Origin of the sequence: Pontibacter virosus, from assembly GCF_003096355.1 — a bacterium.
Taxonomy (GTDB): domain Bacteria; phylum Bacteroidota; class Bacteroidia; order Cytophagales; family Hymenobacteraceae; genus Pontibacter; species Pontibacter virosus.
The window spans coordinates 36,553-52,292 of sequence record NZ_QEKI01000005.1 but is presented as its reverse complement, the minus strand read 5'-3'; the positions used below and the strand labels follow the sequence as shown (position 1 = coordinate 52,292).

Sequence of the window (15,740 nt, the reverse complement as noted above, 5' to 3'; positions counted from 1 at the left end):
CCTCCACCTAATCAAACTTAATCGCCCGCACGGGTTTAATGCGCGCCACCATGGCGGCAGGTATAAGGATGGCGAGCATGGTCATTACTAGGGTAATTACGTTGAGGGCGATGATGATCCCGAAGTTCCAGCTGATGGGAACGGTATCCATGTAGTAGTTTTCGGGGTCGAGTGGGATGACCTTGAAATAGTACTGGATGACGCAGAAACCCAGGCCGATAACGTTACCCCACAGCATACCTTTGAGCGTCAGACTGAGGCCGCGGAAGTAGAAGATTTGCCGTATCTGGGCGTCAGTGGCCCCAATGGCTTTGAGCACGCCAATCATGCTGATGCGCTCGATAATCATGATAAACACCGTGGACACCATGTTGAACGTCGCCACGAAAATAATCAGCACCAGAAAGATGACCACGTTCTTGCGCAACAGCTGCAGCCAGTCGAAAAGCTGGGCATGGCGGTCGGTTATTTTTTCAAGCTGCAAGTCGTAGTTCATCTGGTCGAACACCTGGTCAGCCACCACATCTATCTGGTTGAAATCCTTGAGCAAAATCTCCACACCGCCCACCAATGTATCGGGCCAGTTGTTGAGCTCGCGAATAAGCTGCAAATCACCGATAACGAATACCTCGTCAAACTCCTCCAGACCTGTGTTGAACACGCCCGCCACTTTCAGTTTTCGGGCTCGCGGCGGATTCTGGATGAAATAGAAAATCGCCTCGTCGCCCACTTTCAGGCGGAGTTTGTTGGCAATTTTCCGACTAAGCATGACGTCTTTAGACGAAGCCGTGTCGGTGAAACTCACTACGCCGCCCTCATCTAAATTGGCCTGCATGGCGGTCATATCGTAATCGGGTCCCACTCCTTTCATCACTACGCCCAGCACTTCGTCTTCGGTTTTGATGATGGCCGTTTTGCGGGCGAAGCCCTGAATGTGTTGTATACCCGCTATTTCTTCGGTGCTGTTTATACCTGTGGCCGTGCTGATGGGAGCGCCCTCGAACGAATTGTTGGTATCGTACTTGCTGATTTGCAGGTGCGCCCCGAAGCTGAAGATCTTGTTCCGTATCTCGTCACGGAAGCCTTCCAGAATCGCAAACGACACAATCATGATGGCAATGCCTGCAGCTATGCTTATAATTGCTATTTTTGTCACAGACGTGGTGAAAGAACCAGCCTGTACTTCGGAAATCTTATCAGATATGAATTTGGATACGTTCACTCGATTGCGTCTAAACTGCCTTAAAGATAGGTATGAATTTTGACTTAGAGCCTGTTAAAGTTTCGTTTTTGTGAGCGAATCTCCAAACAAGGCCCCGAAAAATTAACCATGATGACACAACCACTTGCTATACTTTGCAGCGCCTTGATGCTTAGCTTCAACAGCTGCGCACCGAAACAAGCGCCAGCCACTTCTGCCGAGCAAAACGCTCCAGCCACCGAAGAAACCACCCAAGCCCCTGCCCAGAATCCACTGGCCTTGGGTGCCGAGCAACTCGACCGCTACCTCAAGCACCTCGAGGGCAAGCGTGTAGGTATGGTCGTGAACCAGACTTCGATGGTGGGCAACACCCACCTCGTGGATACGCTGATTAGCCGCGGCGTGCAAGTAACGACTATTTTTGCGCCAGAGCATGGTTTCCGTGGCGAAGCCGACGCTGGAGCGCACATCAAAGATGCGAAAGACACCAAAACGGGCCTGCCGATTATCTCGCTTTACGGCAGCAACAAGAAGCCGTCGAAAGCGCAAATGCAGAACCTCGACGTACTGGTGTTCGACATTCAGGACGTGGGAACGCGCTTCTATACCTACATCAGCACGATGCACTACGCCATGGAAGCCTGCGCCGAAAACGGCAAATCCATGCTCGTACTCGACCGCCCGAACCCGAACGGCCATTATGTAGATGGGCCTGTTTTGGAGATGGAGCATAAGTCCTTTGTGGGCATGCACCCGATTCCGATTGTGCACGGCCTCACGGTGGGTGAACTGGCTGAGATGATTAACGGCGAGAAATGGCTCGAGGGCGGCAGAAGCTGCGACCTGACCGTGATTAAGATGGAGAACTACGACCACACCATGGCCTACGACCTGCCTGTGCGTCCCTCTCCGAATTTGCCGAATGCCCAGTCCATTGCGTTATACCCATCCATCTGTTTCTTTGAGGGAACGAACGTGAGCGTGGGCCGTGGTACACCTACGCCTTTTCAGGTGATTGGCTCTCCGTTTTATCAGAAGAAAGACTACTCCTTTACCCCTGTGAGCACCCCAGGCGCCACTGACCCGCCGCACAAAGGCGTGAAGTGCTACGGCATGGACCTGACTGATGTATCGCATGCACAGCCTTTTACTTTGAAGTACCTGTTGGAGATGTACAACAACTCGTCGAACAAAGACAAGTTCTTCAACAACTTCTTCGAGAAGCTGGCGGGTACTTCGGAGCTGCGCAAGCAAGTGATTGCTGGCAAAACCGAAACGGAGATAAGAGCCAGCTGGGAGCCAAACTTGTCGGACTACAAAGTGCTCCGCAAAAACTATTTGCTATACCCTGATTTTGAATAGAACCATGCCCGAATTGCGAATCGTGTTTATGGGTACACCCGACTTTGCGGTGCCTACCCTGCAAGCACTCGTCGAACATAACTATAATGTAGTAGCCGTGGTTACGGCACCCGACAAACCAGCGGGACGCGGACAGAAGATACAGCAATCGCCTGTAAAGGAGTACGCCGTGTCGCAGGGTATACCTGTGCTGCAGCCGACCAACCTGAAGTCAGAGGCTTTTCTGGAAGAACTGCGCAGTTACAAGGCCAACCTGCAGATCATCGTGGCTTTCCGCATGCTGCCCGAAGCGGTGTGGGCTATGCCCGAGTTGGGTTCTTTCAACATACATGGGTCCTTACTACCCCAATACCGAGGCGCGGCGCCTATCAACTGGGCCATCATCAACGGCGAGAAAGAAACGGGTGTGACATCCTTTTTCCTGAAGCACGAAATCGACACAGGCGACCTGATTTTCCAGGACCGCGTGCCGATTTTAGAAGAAGACGACTTTGGCAGCATGTACGAAAAGTTGAAATACACAGGCGCCGAGCTGGCCGTTCGCACGGTGCAGGCCATCGAGCGCGGCGACGTGCAGCCACAGCCGCAGCAAACGTCTGCAGAGACGAAGCATGCTCCGAAAATATTCAAAGAAACCTGCGAAATCAACTGGAATCAGCCAGCCCATCAGGTACGCGATTTCATCCGTGGCCTCTCCCCTTACCCTGCCGCTTGGACACGTTTTGACGGCAAAACCTTTAAGATTTTCAAGACAGTAGTGCTGGATAATACCACCTATACCTTAGCTCCGGGCCAGCTTAAAACTGACGACAAAACCTACCTGCACGTGCAAACTGCCGATGGAGCTCTTTCTATTTTAGACCTCCAGATGGAAGGCAAAAAGCGCATGCCAGTGCAGGATTTACTGCGGGGCTATACCTTTAAAACAGAGCAAGTATGATCGCCATCGTCGTTGCTATAGCCGAGAATAATGTCATCGGGAAAGATAACCAGCTCATCTGGCACCTACCCGCCGACCTACGCCACTTCAAACAAAAGACCATGGGCCACCCGATGATTATGGGCCGTAAAACGTTTGAGTCAATCGGCAAACCCCTCCCTGGCCGCACCACTATCATCGTGACGCGACAGGAAGATTACCAAGCCGAAGGTTGTGTTGTAGCGAACTCTGTGGAAGAAGCTATTGCAAAAGGTAAAGAGCTGGACAGCGAGCAAGTGAGCATTGTAGGAGGCGCTGAAATCTATAAACAGGCGCTGCCTTATGTGGATACGCTATACCTGACGGAGGTGCACCACGCTTTTGATGGTGATACTTTCTTCCCTGAGTTAAAAGATGAGGAGTGGCAGGAAGTAATCGCAGAAAGCCATGAGCCAGACGAGAAGAACAAGTATGCCTATACCTTTAAGGAGCTACGCCGCAAGGTATAGCCGCAAGGTATAGCCGCAAGGTATAGCCGCAAGGTATAGCCGCAAGGTATAGCCGCAAGGTATAGCCGCAAGGTATAGCCGCAAGGTATAGCCGCAAGGTATAGCCGCAAAAAGGAGCGCTTTCAGGCGCTCCTTTTTTATTTATGGTGTATTGTTTGGGTTGACTTATCGCAGGATATAAATCTTGCCGTAACCATTCACGAAGCCCTTATCACCTTTTTTCCAGATGTGCTTCATTTCTTCGATATCTTTCGGCATAACCACTCGGTACAGGTATACACCATTGGCCAGTTTGTCGCCGTATGTATCCGTTCCATCCCAGGCATATTCCGTCTTATTGTTACCAATGCGGATCGGCCCAATTTCCTCCCGCATAATCTCCTTTACAATTTTGCCTGTCACCGTCATGATCTGGATTTTAAACTGATCCGGAATCACGCCACCAGTTAAGGTAAATATAAACTGTGTCTTGGAAGAGAATGGGTTCGGGTATGGGTAAAAGTTCGTGATTTTTGATTCGTTTTCTACTTCGAAGTTGATTTTGTAAGAAGAAGCACCAGAAAATTTGCCCGTTGCATCTTTCCCATTTACTGTGAGAGTATAGATCCCATTCTCTAAACGTTCTGGTTTATATTCAAAACGAAAATCATTTTTTTCGTCAGCAGGACTTATACGAAGTTCACTTGGCTTAGCCTCTTTTATAACATCATATTGACCCTGAATATTAGGTCCCTCTAGATAAACCTCCATTGCATCAGCATTCTCAAGGTAAACATGCTTGTTTTCGTCTTTCATGGTAATACTGATAAGCGGACTTGGTGCCACCAGTTCCCCATCCATGATATGCACCCCGTCGAAAGCCACATCCATTATTGGGTGCAGTTTGGACTTCACCCCGAAGTTAATTTCGTAAATGTTATTCTGGTACTGCTGCTCAGGTTGTAACTGGGGATTCACATACATCAATAATCGATAATTACCGTCTAAGTCAGAAGTTGACATCGTGTAATTGAATGTTGCTGTTTTGTTTCCCTCTAATGCCTCAATCTTGAATCGTGACACACGCGGCTCTACCCCGTCACCCGTTAACGTTACTTCTACTGTAATGGAATCCCTAAATGCATAAGGCGTCACATTTTGGAAAGCCATCGGCATTTCAATACGTCCACGATTTGCTTGTTGCACTATCAACTCCTCGCTCACTTCAACCAAGTCAGGCCTTATAACCCCTTCAGGTGCCGCTTCATAATATACCATCCACTGCCTAAGCTGAGGGGCCGTTCGGTCTTCTGTATCAGTCAGTGTCGCTGATAGCTGTAAGTTAGGATACTGGTCAGCACTTAAATTGCTTAAGTCGAAAGACTTAGTCGTAATATTATCGTTAAGCAATTCGCGCTGTCCTTGCGCATTAATCCCAAACAGACTCAACTTATAACTATCGTTGCCTGCCTTATACTTTTCGATGTTATGATGTAGACTTTTCCAGCTTATGGCTGGACCAATTGTGGTAGAGGTCACAAACCCTTCTTGTAATTTAGATTGCAGTGTAGTCCTAATAAAGATTTCCTGACTCGTGGGTAATATATTAGTATCATTGGGGTTAGCTGTGGCTTCCAGAGCAGTAGTAGCACCTTTTTTCCCAATAATAGCAAAAGGATAGCCATTCTTTACATCATTATTGGGAATCAAAATTGATCCAATGCTACCGAATGCAGATTTAAGTTCTGGTGAAAATATTTCAAAAGGCACTCTATTCATGCTAATTGCTAACACATAGTTCCCTTCAGGAATACCTTCTAGGAATCGCTGCATATTTGCTCTAACAGTGGGGTTATTCAAATCCCCAAACTGATACATATCTGGTATCCAAGAACAGCCCTTAAATCCTGGCACTACAGTTCTTTCCAATGTTTCCTTATCAAGCATGAAGAAGTACATACGTGGTGCTGAGGAAGCTTCAAAATTGCCGCATGCGTTATGTGATGCCACTGTTCCATTTATAAAAATACCAAATGGTGGCTGCCCATACCTTACGTCCCCACCTACTGTTCGAATCTCAATATTTGCATACAGTGGATCAAATTCCCAATTACCAGACTCTTTCCCAATCCTTGCACCACCAAACTCAGACTCTTTAAACTGCCCTTGATGACTTTGCGACCATCCTCCATTAGTTTCAGGTATATACCTGAAAGAGCTCTCTACCCATACTGTATCCTCTCCTTTAGCATAACTTTCAAAACGAGCTCTCCAGTAGAAAACCGTACTATCCCCCGTATTCTGTTGAATAGGAAGTGTTACTTCCCAAGAAGGAATAACCCCAGCAGCAGCAGTGTGGGATTTCTTAAGGGTAGAAGAAAAAGTTGTGGTAGTATCAAGCTCAAAGTATACGCCTTTAGGTTCTGCACGCATTTGAGTTGATTGCACAATAAGATTTACATTATTGCTATTTACAATAGCGTAATTATTAGGAGCTAAAATCGAGATTCCTGATTTAGGAAGAAAGTGTTGCACTTGAAGTAGATTGTTACTTTCATTGAGTTCTGCAATTTGATCTGTAGCATCCAATTTAATTTCAAACCTATTCATCCCTGATGCAGTAGTATCAGTATTTGGTAATATGAGTTCTAATTGATCACTATTGTAAATAGGCTTTACTTTAATAACATGAGGTTCTAATGCTGCACCATTAGGGATAGTTCGTTTAACAGATACATTTATAGAATCTAGGATTGCTTTCCCATAATTCACAGCATTTACTTTGAGTACCAGCGGGTTCGAATAAGAAATAGCATTGTCCCCTTTATTATCCTTTAAGGAATAGGTTGGGTTATTAAAAGCATAATCTGGCTTACTAGGTGCGTAAGGTCTGATAGCGGGATCGCTTTGAAGCACCATCTGGGTCATCGTAGCAACATATTGTAGATTGGAAGAACCTGTAGCTGAATATCGTTTAACAGCTTCTTGCTGGATTTCACCAATTGTACCTCCATAAAACTTTTCATCCTTAAAAGCTACTTGGTGGTAATGGAGAGAGTACTCATAAAGAGGCCTGTCACCCCCTGTATGAGCGTGAGCAATGAATGAAATTGCTCCTCTATCTGGTGTAAGTAACCAGTCTTCTCCAAAAGATTTAAAATTATAGATAAAAGCATCTCCGGTTCCACAACCATTCATTAAAATAACTGGATATTTTCCCTTATTTCGATAACCATAAACATTTTGTGATACAAAGCCAATTTCAAGGTCACTTGTTGAAGCTGAACTATGCCCAAAAAATGTTATCATGGACAAACCGGCATTTACTTCTGTTGATACATTGACAAGGTCTTGAACGGCACTCACTCCCTGTCGGTATTTACCTATTATATTAGCTCCTAAAAATGGTCCCTCAGCAATGCTTTTATAATCATCTAACCAACCTTTTAATTGTCTTATTTGGGGGTCTGTACTTCCTCCACCAAGGTGTAGAATATTCTTACGCCATGCTAGCCCTTCAGGGAGAGCTTCGTATTCTTTGACTTTATTAAGATAATCAATAATTGCCTCTGGTTTTGTTACTGGTAAACGTCCTGTAGGAACACGGGGTTCATGCTTATTATTTCTAAAATCAGCAGTAAAGAAAACATCCGAAGATGGAAACATGCCTGTAGGTACCAAATCTACCTCAAATGCTTTACTATATCTTAAACCAACGTGGTAAAGGCTAGCTCTACTGCTTTTATCGACATTTCTAAAGTCCGACGAAGCATACTTCATCCCTTTACCAATAATGAAAAGGTGCTTTTGACGACTAGAAATCATCATATAAGCCATGAATTTACGTACAGCATTTGAGGAATACTCCCCATAGTGGAATTGGTCCACAATTTGGTCCATATGGACTAGCAAGGTATCATACCCCCCTCCTTGAACTGATGCTCTATAGGAAGTATACTCAATGGGACCTGACCTCATCGAGCCCGACACTGGTTTCATCAATCTCTTGTTTGTAAGCACAATGTAATTGTGAGCATCTGGGCTGATTTGTCTAAAAGTAACTTTATCAACTTTACCTCTCGGTTTTAAAGGAGATGATGAGTTTGCAAGCAAGATTTTTCGGCTTTTACCTTGTGTATTGATTACAAACCCTTTAGACTGCCCTATAGTGTAGCCTTCAATTTTTATTATATCGTTAGGATTTGTAACATCTAAAGAAACTAATGAAGTATTGTTATTAGCAAATTCAAAATAAGGATCATTAACACGCGATGAATCAGTATAATAAAACATTGAGCTACCATTATAGATAGTTCTCTGGGGGAAAGTTACTGTTGCGTATGAAAAAGCTATCAGATTTCGTTTGTCTTCATCTCCACTTTGATGAGGTGGGAGAGGATCTGGAACTGCCCGAAGTGTTATTTTATTTTGAGAATATATTTCGGAAAATTCAAGTATAGTTTGCCCCTTTATATAACCAGCCCCTGTTTTAGAAAATTCTAATAAGGTTCTAACACCTCCAGCAGGCAATACTAAGTTAATTTTGCCTTTATGGGTAATTGGAGAAGAGCTGCTTACAGTATTAATTGTGTATTCCAATTGTGGCTTTGGTCCACTATCTGCAACATTAACAATAGAGTTTATATCATAATCAGTCGATACATGTCTAGCGGAAGACACATATCCCTCTCCCTCATCCATCCATGACAACAAAGCATCTCCATGATATTTTCCGCTATTATATGCTTGCGTAAAGAATCGAGTCACCTTCTGCAAATGATACGGCTCCGGAGTCTTCCCCACCGGCGAAGGATTCACCTGCTGCATACGCTTACCCCCTGCAGGATTCACTGTTAGAAAATAGGCAGCAGTATCAGTATAAAGACTATAGAGTTGGTGCGGCTGATGCGCTGGGTTCTTGTACAGATCCTGATCCAGCCTACCGTCGTTGCGCTCGCCGTAGAATTCGATAAAGTCTTCTCTATCCAATCGACCATCGGCTTCACCGGCTATGTGAATAGCGACTTCTTTGCCTCTTCTGAAAAGCTGGAAGTGCTGTGGGTTGGTATCGGCCAGGCCAAGACTGTCCAGAAAGCCGTGGCTGAGGCGGTGGAGGCCTGTGTTTACTACCTTAAGTTTATAGTAGGTTTTGTTGTAGTCAATCCATTCGTTGCCGTAGGGCGTGGGCGACTGTGCTTGCGTAGCTGCCTGCAGGCCGAGCACAAGCACGCTAACGAGTAAAAACTGCTGGAAGAGTCTGTTTATTTTCATCGGCTGTAAAACTTGAAACCGTATGTTTTTAATTGAAAGAATAACCTAAGGAAATGATAATGGAGTAAAGCCCCGCAGCGTTGGCCGTGTTGCCGTCGCGTCCGTTGATGCTCGACATCGCCAGGTCGATGTTCAATCCATTATTCTCAAAGCCTACTCCAAAATTTGGTTGCACCTTTGAGGACATGCCCCCGTCAAAATTCCGGAATTGCTGATAGTTGTTTATACCTCCGCGCACAAACACAGTTTGGGCATAGGCAAGCTCCATCCCCACACGCGGGTCCACGGAGGCAAAGTCTGACTTGAGGAGCACGTTGCGCCTACCATCGAAAGTGAAGTCAACGTCAGTGGCCAGTATACCTGTGATTTTGTCAGAGAAAGTGAAGTTCTTAGCCGCTCCCAACACCAAACGTGGCAACGTCAGCTCTGCTGTGCTTTCGGGGAGGTCGTTGCCGGTTTGCTGGTAAGTGGCTTCCAGCGCCTCTACGTTGTGCGTCCAGGCAGTGAAGGTAGTGGTCACGTCTTTAGCCATGACTCCAAACTGCCAAGTGCCGCGGCGCAGTTGGGCGCCTGCATCAAAACCGAAACCCCATGCATTAGCGAACTCTCCCACGTTACGGTAGATGATCTTCGCGTTCACACCCAGTGTTAGCCCCTGTATCAAATTACTTTTACGCGCATAGGAAAGGAGCATGGCATAGTCTGCCACTGAAAAAAAGCGAATGCTATCGTATTGGATGTAGCCATACTCGTTTTGCAGGCGACGGGTGTCCACAATGTCATCGACGCCAAGGCGGATAACCGAAACGGCCAGCACACTGCTGGAGTCGATGGGCATGGCAAAACTGCCGAAGTCGTTTTTGGCTATGCCTGCAAAAAGCTCCGAGTGCATCAGGGCGATGTTATACTTGTTCTGCAACTGCACAAGGCCAGCCGGGTTCCAGAAGCCAGCCGTGGCATCATCGGCAAAGGCGACCTGCACGTTGCCCATGCCGAGCGCACGGGCTCCCACGCCAATGTTCAAAAACTCGTTACTGTACTTCGGCGTGGACACCTGCGCCTGCACAGCCCCACTCACAAAACACAACAAGACAATAAGTATAGAAAGGGTAAATCTGTTCATAGGCACAGGTATACTGTAGCTTCAGGGGTCTTTAAAAGAATTTATTCGCTCGGTCTTAAAAAAAATTTAACGCTCTCCAGGTATGGCAATTTGCCTCCTAACACTTCAGAAACTGAATTAGTTGACTTTATGCGACATTTTTTCGCATTCAAAAATAATCATTTTTATCCACAATTAACTGCCACTTAAACCCTTTGGAAAAAGTTTCGTAATTATTTTTAAACAGTACCTTGTTTTACATAGTACCTTTTAATAACTTTGCTTCAACATTAAACGGAATCATCATGAAAGTAGAAAACACACAAGTGCAGATGAGGAAGGGAATTCTGGAATTCTGCATACTGGAGATTATCTCTCGTGGTGAGGTATATGCGTCCGATATGTTGGAGGAGCTAACAGCTGCCAAGATGATAGTAGTGGAGGGCACCCTTTACCCCCTCCTTACTCGCCTCAAGAACGCGGGGCTTCTCGACTATAGTTGGGTCGAATCTACCTCTGGGCCACCCCGCAAGTACTACACGCTTACCGAGACCGGACGCACATTCCTGGACCAGCTCCGGGACACATGGGGCGAACTGGTAGCTTCCACCGAATTCATCATCCATAACAAGAAAGCGCAGCAATTATGAAAAAGAACATAAATATCAACCTGCAAGGCATCATCTTCCACATCGAGGAGGATGGGTATGAGCAACTGAGCCGCTATCTTACCTCTATCCGCAACTACTTTTCGAGCTACGAAGGGCACGAGGAGATTGTAGCCGATATCGAGGCACGCATTGCGGAGATCTTTTCAACGCGCCTTTCTCCAGGCAAACAAGTGATCACGCTAGAAGATGTGCAGGCTCTGATTGCGCAGATGGGTGAAGTGACTGATTTCGAGATACTCGAGCCGATGGAAGAGGAAATGCCGCACGCAAGACAAGCATACAGCACTGGTGCTCCTGAGCCTGAGTTTGCTGATGCCGGAGGTGCCGCCGCAGCTGCGGCAGCAACTGCAGCCCGACCAAGACGCCTGTACCGCGATGTGAGCCGCAAAGTTGTAAGTGGTGTATCGGCAGGTATAGCCAATTACCTGAATGTAGATCCAGTATGGATTCGCCTTATTTTCGTGTTCCTGGTAATCGGCACCCCAGTCACCGAGGGTATCTCAGGTTCTTTTGGCCTGATTCTCTACATTATCCTCTGGATTGCGCTGCCTGTGAACTACTCTTTGCCTGAAATTACGGTGAAAAAGCTGTTCCGCGACCCCGACGACAAGAAACTAGCGGGTGTGGCAAGTGGTATCGCGAAGTATTTCGGTGTGGATGTAGCCGTTGTTCGCATCCTGTTTCTGGCCCTGATTTTTGCGGGTGGCTTTGGTATACTGGCCTACATTATCCTCTGGGTAGCGGTCCCGGAGGCGGCCAGCCTAACCGAACGTATGCAAATGCAGGGAAACCCCGTTACGCTGGCCAGTATTGAGCACACGCTCAAGGAAAACCTGAATATGAAAGACCAAAACGGAGAGGAAAGCACTGCCGCCAAAGTACTGTTACTGCCTTTTCGCATCATCTCGCAGGTGATCAACTGGCTGGGCCGTGGCCTGGGACCTATACTTGGTGTCTTAATTACATTGATCAGAGTAGCTGCAGGTGTCACCCTATTGGTTATTTCACTTGGCCTGACAGTGGCGCTTTTCACATCTTTGTTTGTGACGCTAGGTATAGTAGATGGTGATTCGGCCTTCATGATGGGTGATTTTCCGGCCTCCGTGCTTCTGGAGGGCTTTCCCCGGCTCGGACTGGTGGCAGGTTTTTTTGTAGGCCTTATACCTATACTGTTCCTGATCCTGCTTGCCATTGGCTTGTTGGCGAAACGCTTCTTTATGCGCCCATTGGTTGGCTGGTCATTGTTCGGCATCTGGCTGATCAGTTTGTTCACCATGATCGCCTTTATTGCGGCGCACGCTGAGAACTTCCGTCGCTCAGGCGAAGTAGTGACTTCGCAATCCTTCCCGGTGGGTCCATACCCTACTATCACGCTGGACGGGTATAACACGAACTCTTCGCATGAAAACCGCATTTACTTTGATGTGCAGGGCCACAGCGGCTCCAACCTGGAAGTGCAACAACGCCTGCAGGCCAAGGGCAAAACCGAAGCTGAAGCACAGCAGAACGCCCGCATGGTAACCTACCGCGTGGTGCAGACCGACTCTACGATCCGTTTCGATGACGGCTTTGAGTTTGCTTCCGGGGCGGCTTACCGCAAGCAGCGCATGGACGTGACGTTGATGATTCCGCAGGACAAGCAACTGCGCATGACCAACAACTTCCTGCGCATGGTGCCGAGCAGTGCTTTTGAAGAAGAGTATAGCCGTGAGAAAACCCTGCGTAACCTTTGGCAGGTAAAAGGCAACCTACTTGCCTGCATCACCTGCGCCTCTGACACGCTCGACGTAGCTGACAGCGATTTCACTTACAATGCCGCTGCTACCATGGGCGCTGGCGGAAGTGTGCTGATGAACGAGGCTGAGTACAGCTCGAACAAACAGACCTACGACTTCAGCGACTTCGATGCGATTACGGTGAACGGTGCATACCACGTGCAGATTACGCAAGGCAGTGCCTACAGCGTAACAGCCAGTGGCGACGCCGATGACCTGAAAAAAATGGAAATCAGGAAGAACGGAAACGAACTGGTGATCGAGCACGAAGACCGCACCATTAAGCTGTTCGAAAGACAGAAAACGGTGTTGATCCAGATTACAGCGCCAGACCTCCGCAGCATCGACCTGAGCGGTGCCATCAAAGCGGATATCGGGCACATTAAGTCAAACAATCTCAATCTCGGCTTGACGGGTGCTACGCAGGCTTTTGTGGATGTGAATGTGAGCCGTTTGAAAGCCGATATCGCAGGAGCTTCTAAAAGCACTTTTACAGGTCGCGCCGATAACGTGGACATGGATATTGCAGGCGCTAGTAAACTGGACGCCAGCAGACTAGTCGCTAATACGGTAGAGATAGAGGCGGTCGGTGCTTGTTCTGCGGATGTGCATGCCACCAACACGTTGCGTGCCGATGCAGCGGGCGCTAGCAAGGTACGTTACAAAGGCAATCCAAGCAATGTCGTGACCGATGTTGCCGGTGCCAGTAAGGTGTCTAGGCTGTAATAAGTTTACAAGAAAAAGGGATAGGCCGTTTGGCCTATCCCTTTCCTATACCTGCTCTTAGTACAAAATAAAACTTTATACCAAATTGCAGGTTCTATACCTGAGTGATTTGTTTGTTTAGTTGTTTGGTGAGTTTACCTGGCGAAGTCCCAATTCTTCCCCTTTCTTGAGGAGGAATGCGAAGGCTTCGCCAAACTCGTTTTTAACGGTCCCTTCCAATATTGCCTCCGTCAAGGCCTCTTTCAGCTCCCCCACTGTTTTAGACGGCTTTAAGTCGAACGTCTCCATGATGATCTCACCAGTAATTACGGGCTGGAAGTTGCGTAGTTTGTCACTCTCCTCTACCTCTACCAGTCGCTTCTCCACCTTATCGAAGTTCTGCAGGTAACGCTTCACCTTGGTGTCGTTTTTGGAAGTGATGTCGGCACGGCAAAGTTTCATCAACGCGTCAATATCGTCACCCGTTTCAAACAGGAGTCTGCGTATAGCCGAATCAGTTACAGTATCTTTCACCAGTGCGATGGGCCGCAAATGCAGTCGAACCAATTTCTGCACGAATTTCATGTGTTCGTTTAGCGGCAGTTTCAGGTATTTGAACAGCTTGGGCACCATGCGGGCGCCTCGCTCCTCGTGTCCGTGAAAGGTCCAGCCTACTTTTTCATGGTAGCGCTTGGTGTCAGGCTTCGCAATGTCATGCAAGATGGCGGACCAGCGTAGCCACAGGTCTTCCGACACTTCTGCCACATTGTCGAGCACCTGCAGGGTATGGTAGAAGTTATCTTTGTGCGAGTTACCTTTCACCGTCTCTACACCCTGCAATTCTGCCATTTTCGGGAAGATCAGTTGCAATAGGCCTGATGCAAAAAGCAATTTAAAGCCATAGGATGGCTTCGGAGAAAGCACAATCTTGTTAAGTTCGTCGGTGATGCGCTCCTGCGACACGATCTTGATGCGCTCCTTGTTATCGATGATAGCATCGAAGGTCTCGGGGGCAATATCGAAATTGAGCTGGGAGGCAAAGCGGATGGCGCGCATCATGCGTAGCGGGTCGTCGGAGAACGTGATGCCTGGCTCCAGCGGCGTGCGGATAATCTTGCGCTTCATGTCTTTAATGCCATCAAAGCGGTCGATCAGCTGCCCGTAGCTGCCCTCGTTCAGGCTTATACCTAAGGCGTTGATGGTGAAGTCGCGTCGTTTCAGGTCGTCTTCCAGCGTACCCGTCTCAACCTCAGGCTTGCGGGAGTGCTCCACATAAGACTCTTTTCGGGCGCCTACAAATTCCACTTCCCACTCACCCGAACGTAGCATAGCCGTCCCGAAATGTTTGAATACCGACACTTTGGGCTTGTGCGGCAGCTTATGCGACACGCGCTCGGCCAACTCGATGCCATTGCCCACGCACACCACGTCAATATCTTTAGAGGGTCTTTTCAGAACCAAGTCACGCACAAAGCCGCCTATCACGTAAGCGTCTACGCCTACTTCGGCAGCGGCAGCGGCCACGGTATCGAATATGGGGTGCTCTGGTAATTTTATCGTATCCATTCAAAAAAATCAAAACCTCGGGCAATGCAGAACCGCAGGCCCGAGGCACAAAAATAAAGAGATAAATTCAGAGCGTGGGTAAAATTTGGTGTGGGGCTCTGGTTGAAACAGGTAAAATAAACATCTCCATACCTGTTATACCCTGTAGTTATACTTTATAAAATGCACTCTCAAACTGAGGCAACTTGCTTTTGTAGTTCATTAACTATTGATTCTCATTCAACCCTACCTCCTAAGTAGAAATCAATTTCAACTTTTTCATTTGGTAATAATGTTAGGTCTTTTATCGATTCGGTAAATTCATCCGCGCCAAAATCTTCTTTGCAATAAATGGTAAATATTCCGGCAGGTATTTTTAAAATGTAAAGCCCATTCAAGTTCGATTGAGTGCTTTTTGATAGCTTATCAACCCATATTCTGGCATCCGCCATTGGTGAAAGAGTATCGATAGCACTAACCACTTTTCCATAAATCAAGACGGAGTCAGCCAACGAATTATCAATTTCTCTACTATTGATTCTGAACTTCCCTTTGTAATCAATTACTTCTCTGCACGACTCTATTGCTAAAAGTATGCACACTAAGGCCGCTGAAACCAAAATAAACCTCACGGTCTCATTCGATGACGTTTTTTCCAAGAAATTCATACAGTTTTTATTTTTCACTCCATCAAGCTTTCT

11 protein-coding genes are annotated in these 15,740 nt (G+C 47.1%); 5 read left to right on the top strand and 6 right to left on the bottom strand.

The genetic code is table 11. From position 1 onward, the window contains the following. Positions 1 to 7: 7 nt before the first annotated feature. A complete protein-coding gene (locus C8E01_RS09190) occupies positions 8 to 1,222 on the bottom strand; it encodes an ABC transporter permease (protein ID WP_116543077.1) in 1,215 nt (404 codons plus the stop codon). 111 nt (positions 1,223 to 1,333) lie between these two features. Here C8E01_RS09190 and C8E01_RS09185 point away from each other — a divergent pair, with 111 nt between their 5' ends. Genes C8E01_RS09185 through C8E01_RS09175 form a run of 3 tightly spaced genes read left to right on the top strand, consistent with a single transcriptional unit; the run spans position 1,334 to position 3,991 of the window. After that, positions 1,334 to 2,563, top strand: a complete 1,230-nt coding sequence (locus C8E01_RS09185) for an exo-beta-N-acetylmuramidase NamZ family protein (RefSeq protein WP_207774888.1) — start codon at positions 1,334 to 1,336, stop codon at positions 2,561 to 2,563. Between the two features lie 4 nt (positions 2,564 to 2,567). Continuing rightward, on the top strand, positions 2,568 to 3,503 hold the full coding sequence (fmt, locus tag C8E01_RS09180; RefSeq protein WP_116543075.1) for a methionyl-tRNA formyltransferase: 936 nt from the start codon (positions 2,568 to 2,570) through the stop codon (positions 3,501 to 3,503). Further along, complete coding sequence (locus tag C8E01_RS09175) at positions 3,500 to 3,991, top strand: dihydrofolate reductase (RefSeq protein WP_116543074.1); 492 nt, start codon at positions 3,500 to 3,502, stop codon at positions 3,989 to 3,991. Before fmt ends, C8E01_RS09175 begins: the two co-directional genes overlap by 4 nt. Here C8E01_RS09175 and C8E01_RS22060 read toward each other — a convergent pair. From C8E01_RS22060 to C8E01_RS09165, 3 genes are all read right to left on the bottom strand, one after another. Then, a complete protein-coding gene (locus C8E01_RS22060) occupies positions 3,966 to 4,088 on the bottom strand; it encodes a hypothetical protein (protein WP_262509641.1) in 123 nt (40 codons plus the stop codon). The two genes, C8E01_RS09175 and C8E01_RS22060, sit on opposite strands and share 26 nt — an antisense overlap. Before the next feature lie 68 nt (positions 4,089 to 4,156). Further along, a complete protein-coding gene (gene porU2 / locus C8E01_RS09170) occupies positions 4,157 to 9,241 on the bottom strand; it encodes a putative type IX secretion system sortase PorU2 (RefSeq protein WP_116543073.1) in 5,085 nt (1,694 codons plus the stop codon). Between the two features lie 28 nt (positions 9,242 to 9,269). Next, positions 9,270 to 10,364 (bottom strand): putative type IX sorting system protein PorV2, encoded by a 1,095-nt coding sequence (locus C8E01_RS09165; protein WP_243409499.1) that lies wholly within the window; start codon positions 10,362 to 10,364, stop codon positions 9,270 to 9,272. A gap of 284 nt (positions 10,365 to 10,648) precedes the next feature. Between C8E01_RS09165 and C8E01_RS09160 the strand changes: the two genes are divergently transcribed. Continuing rightward, the gene (locus tag C8E01_RS09160; RefSeq protein ID WP_116543072.1) at positions 10,649 to 10,993 is read left to right on the top strand and encodes a PadR family transcriptional regulator; all 345 of its coding nucleotides are present in this window, start codon (positions 10,649 to 10,651) and stop codon (positions 10,991 to 10,993) included. Next, positions 10,990 to 13,515 carry a GIN domain-containing protein gene (locus C8E01_RS09155; protein ID WP_116543071.1) on the top strand — a complete coding sequence of 842 codons (2,526 nt, stop codon included), beginning with the start codon at positions 10,990 to 10,992 and terminating at the stop codon, positions 13,513 to 13,515. The genes C8E01_RS09160 and C8E01_RS09155 overlap by 4 nt, the downstream gene beginning before the upstream one ends. A 117-nt stretch (positions 13,516 to 13,632) precedes the next feature. Here C8E01_RS09155 and C8E01_RS09150 read toward each other — a convergent pair whose 3' ends face one another. Together C8E01_RS09150 and C8E01_RS09145 are read right to left on the bottom strand one after the other, a co-directional pair. Next, complete coding sequence (locus C8E01_RS09150; RefSeq protein WP_116543070.1) at positions 13,633 to 15,060, bottom strand: CCA tRNA nucleotidyltransferase; 1,428 nt, start codon at positions 15,058 to 15,060, stop codon at positions 13,633 to 13,635. 215 nt (positions 15,061 to 15,275) lie between these two features. Beyond that, positions 15,276 to 15,707 (bottom strand): hypothetical protein, encoded by a 432-nt coding sequence (locus C8E01_RS09145; RefSeq protein ID WP_116543069.1) that lies wholly within the window; start codon positions 15,705 to 15,707, stop codon positions 15,276 to 15,278. Positions 15,708 to 15,740: the final 33 nt, after the last annotated feature.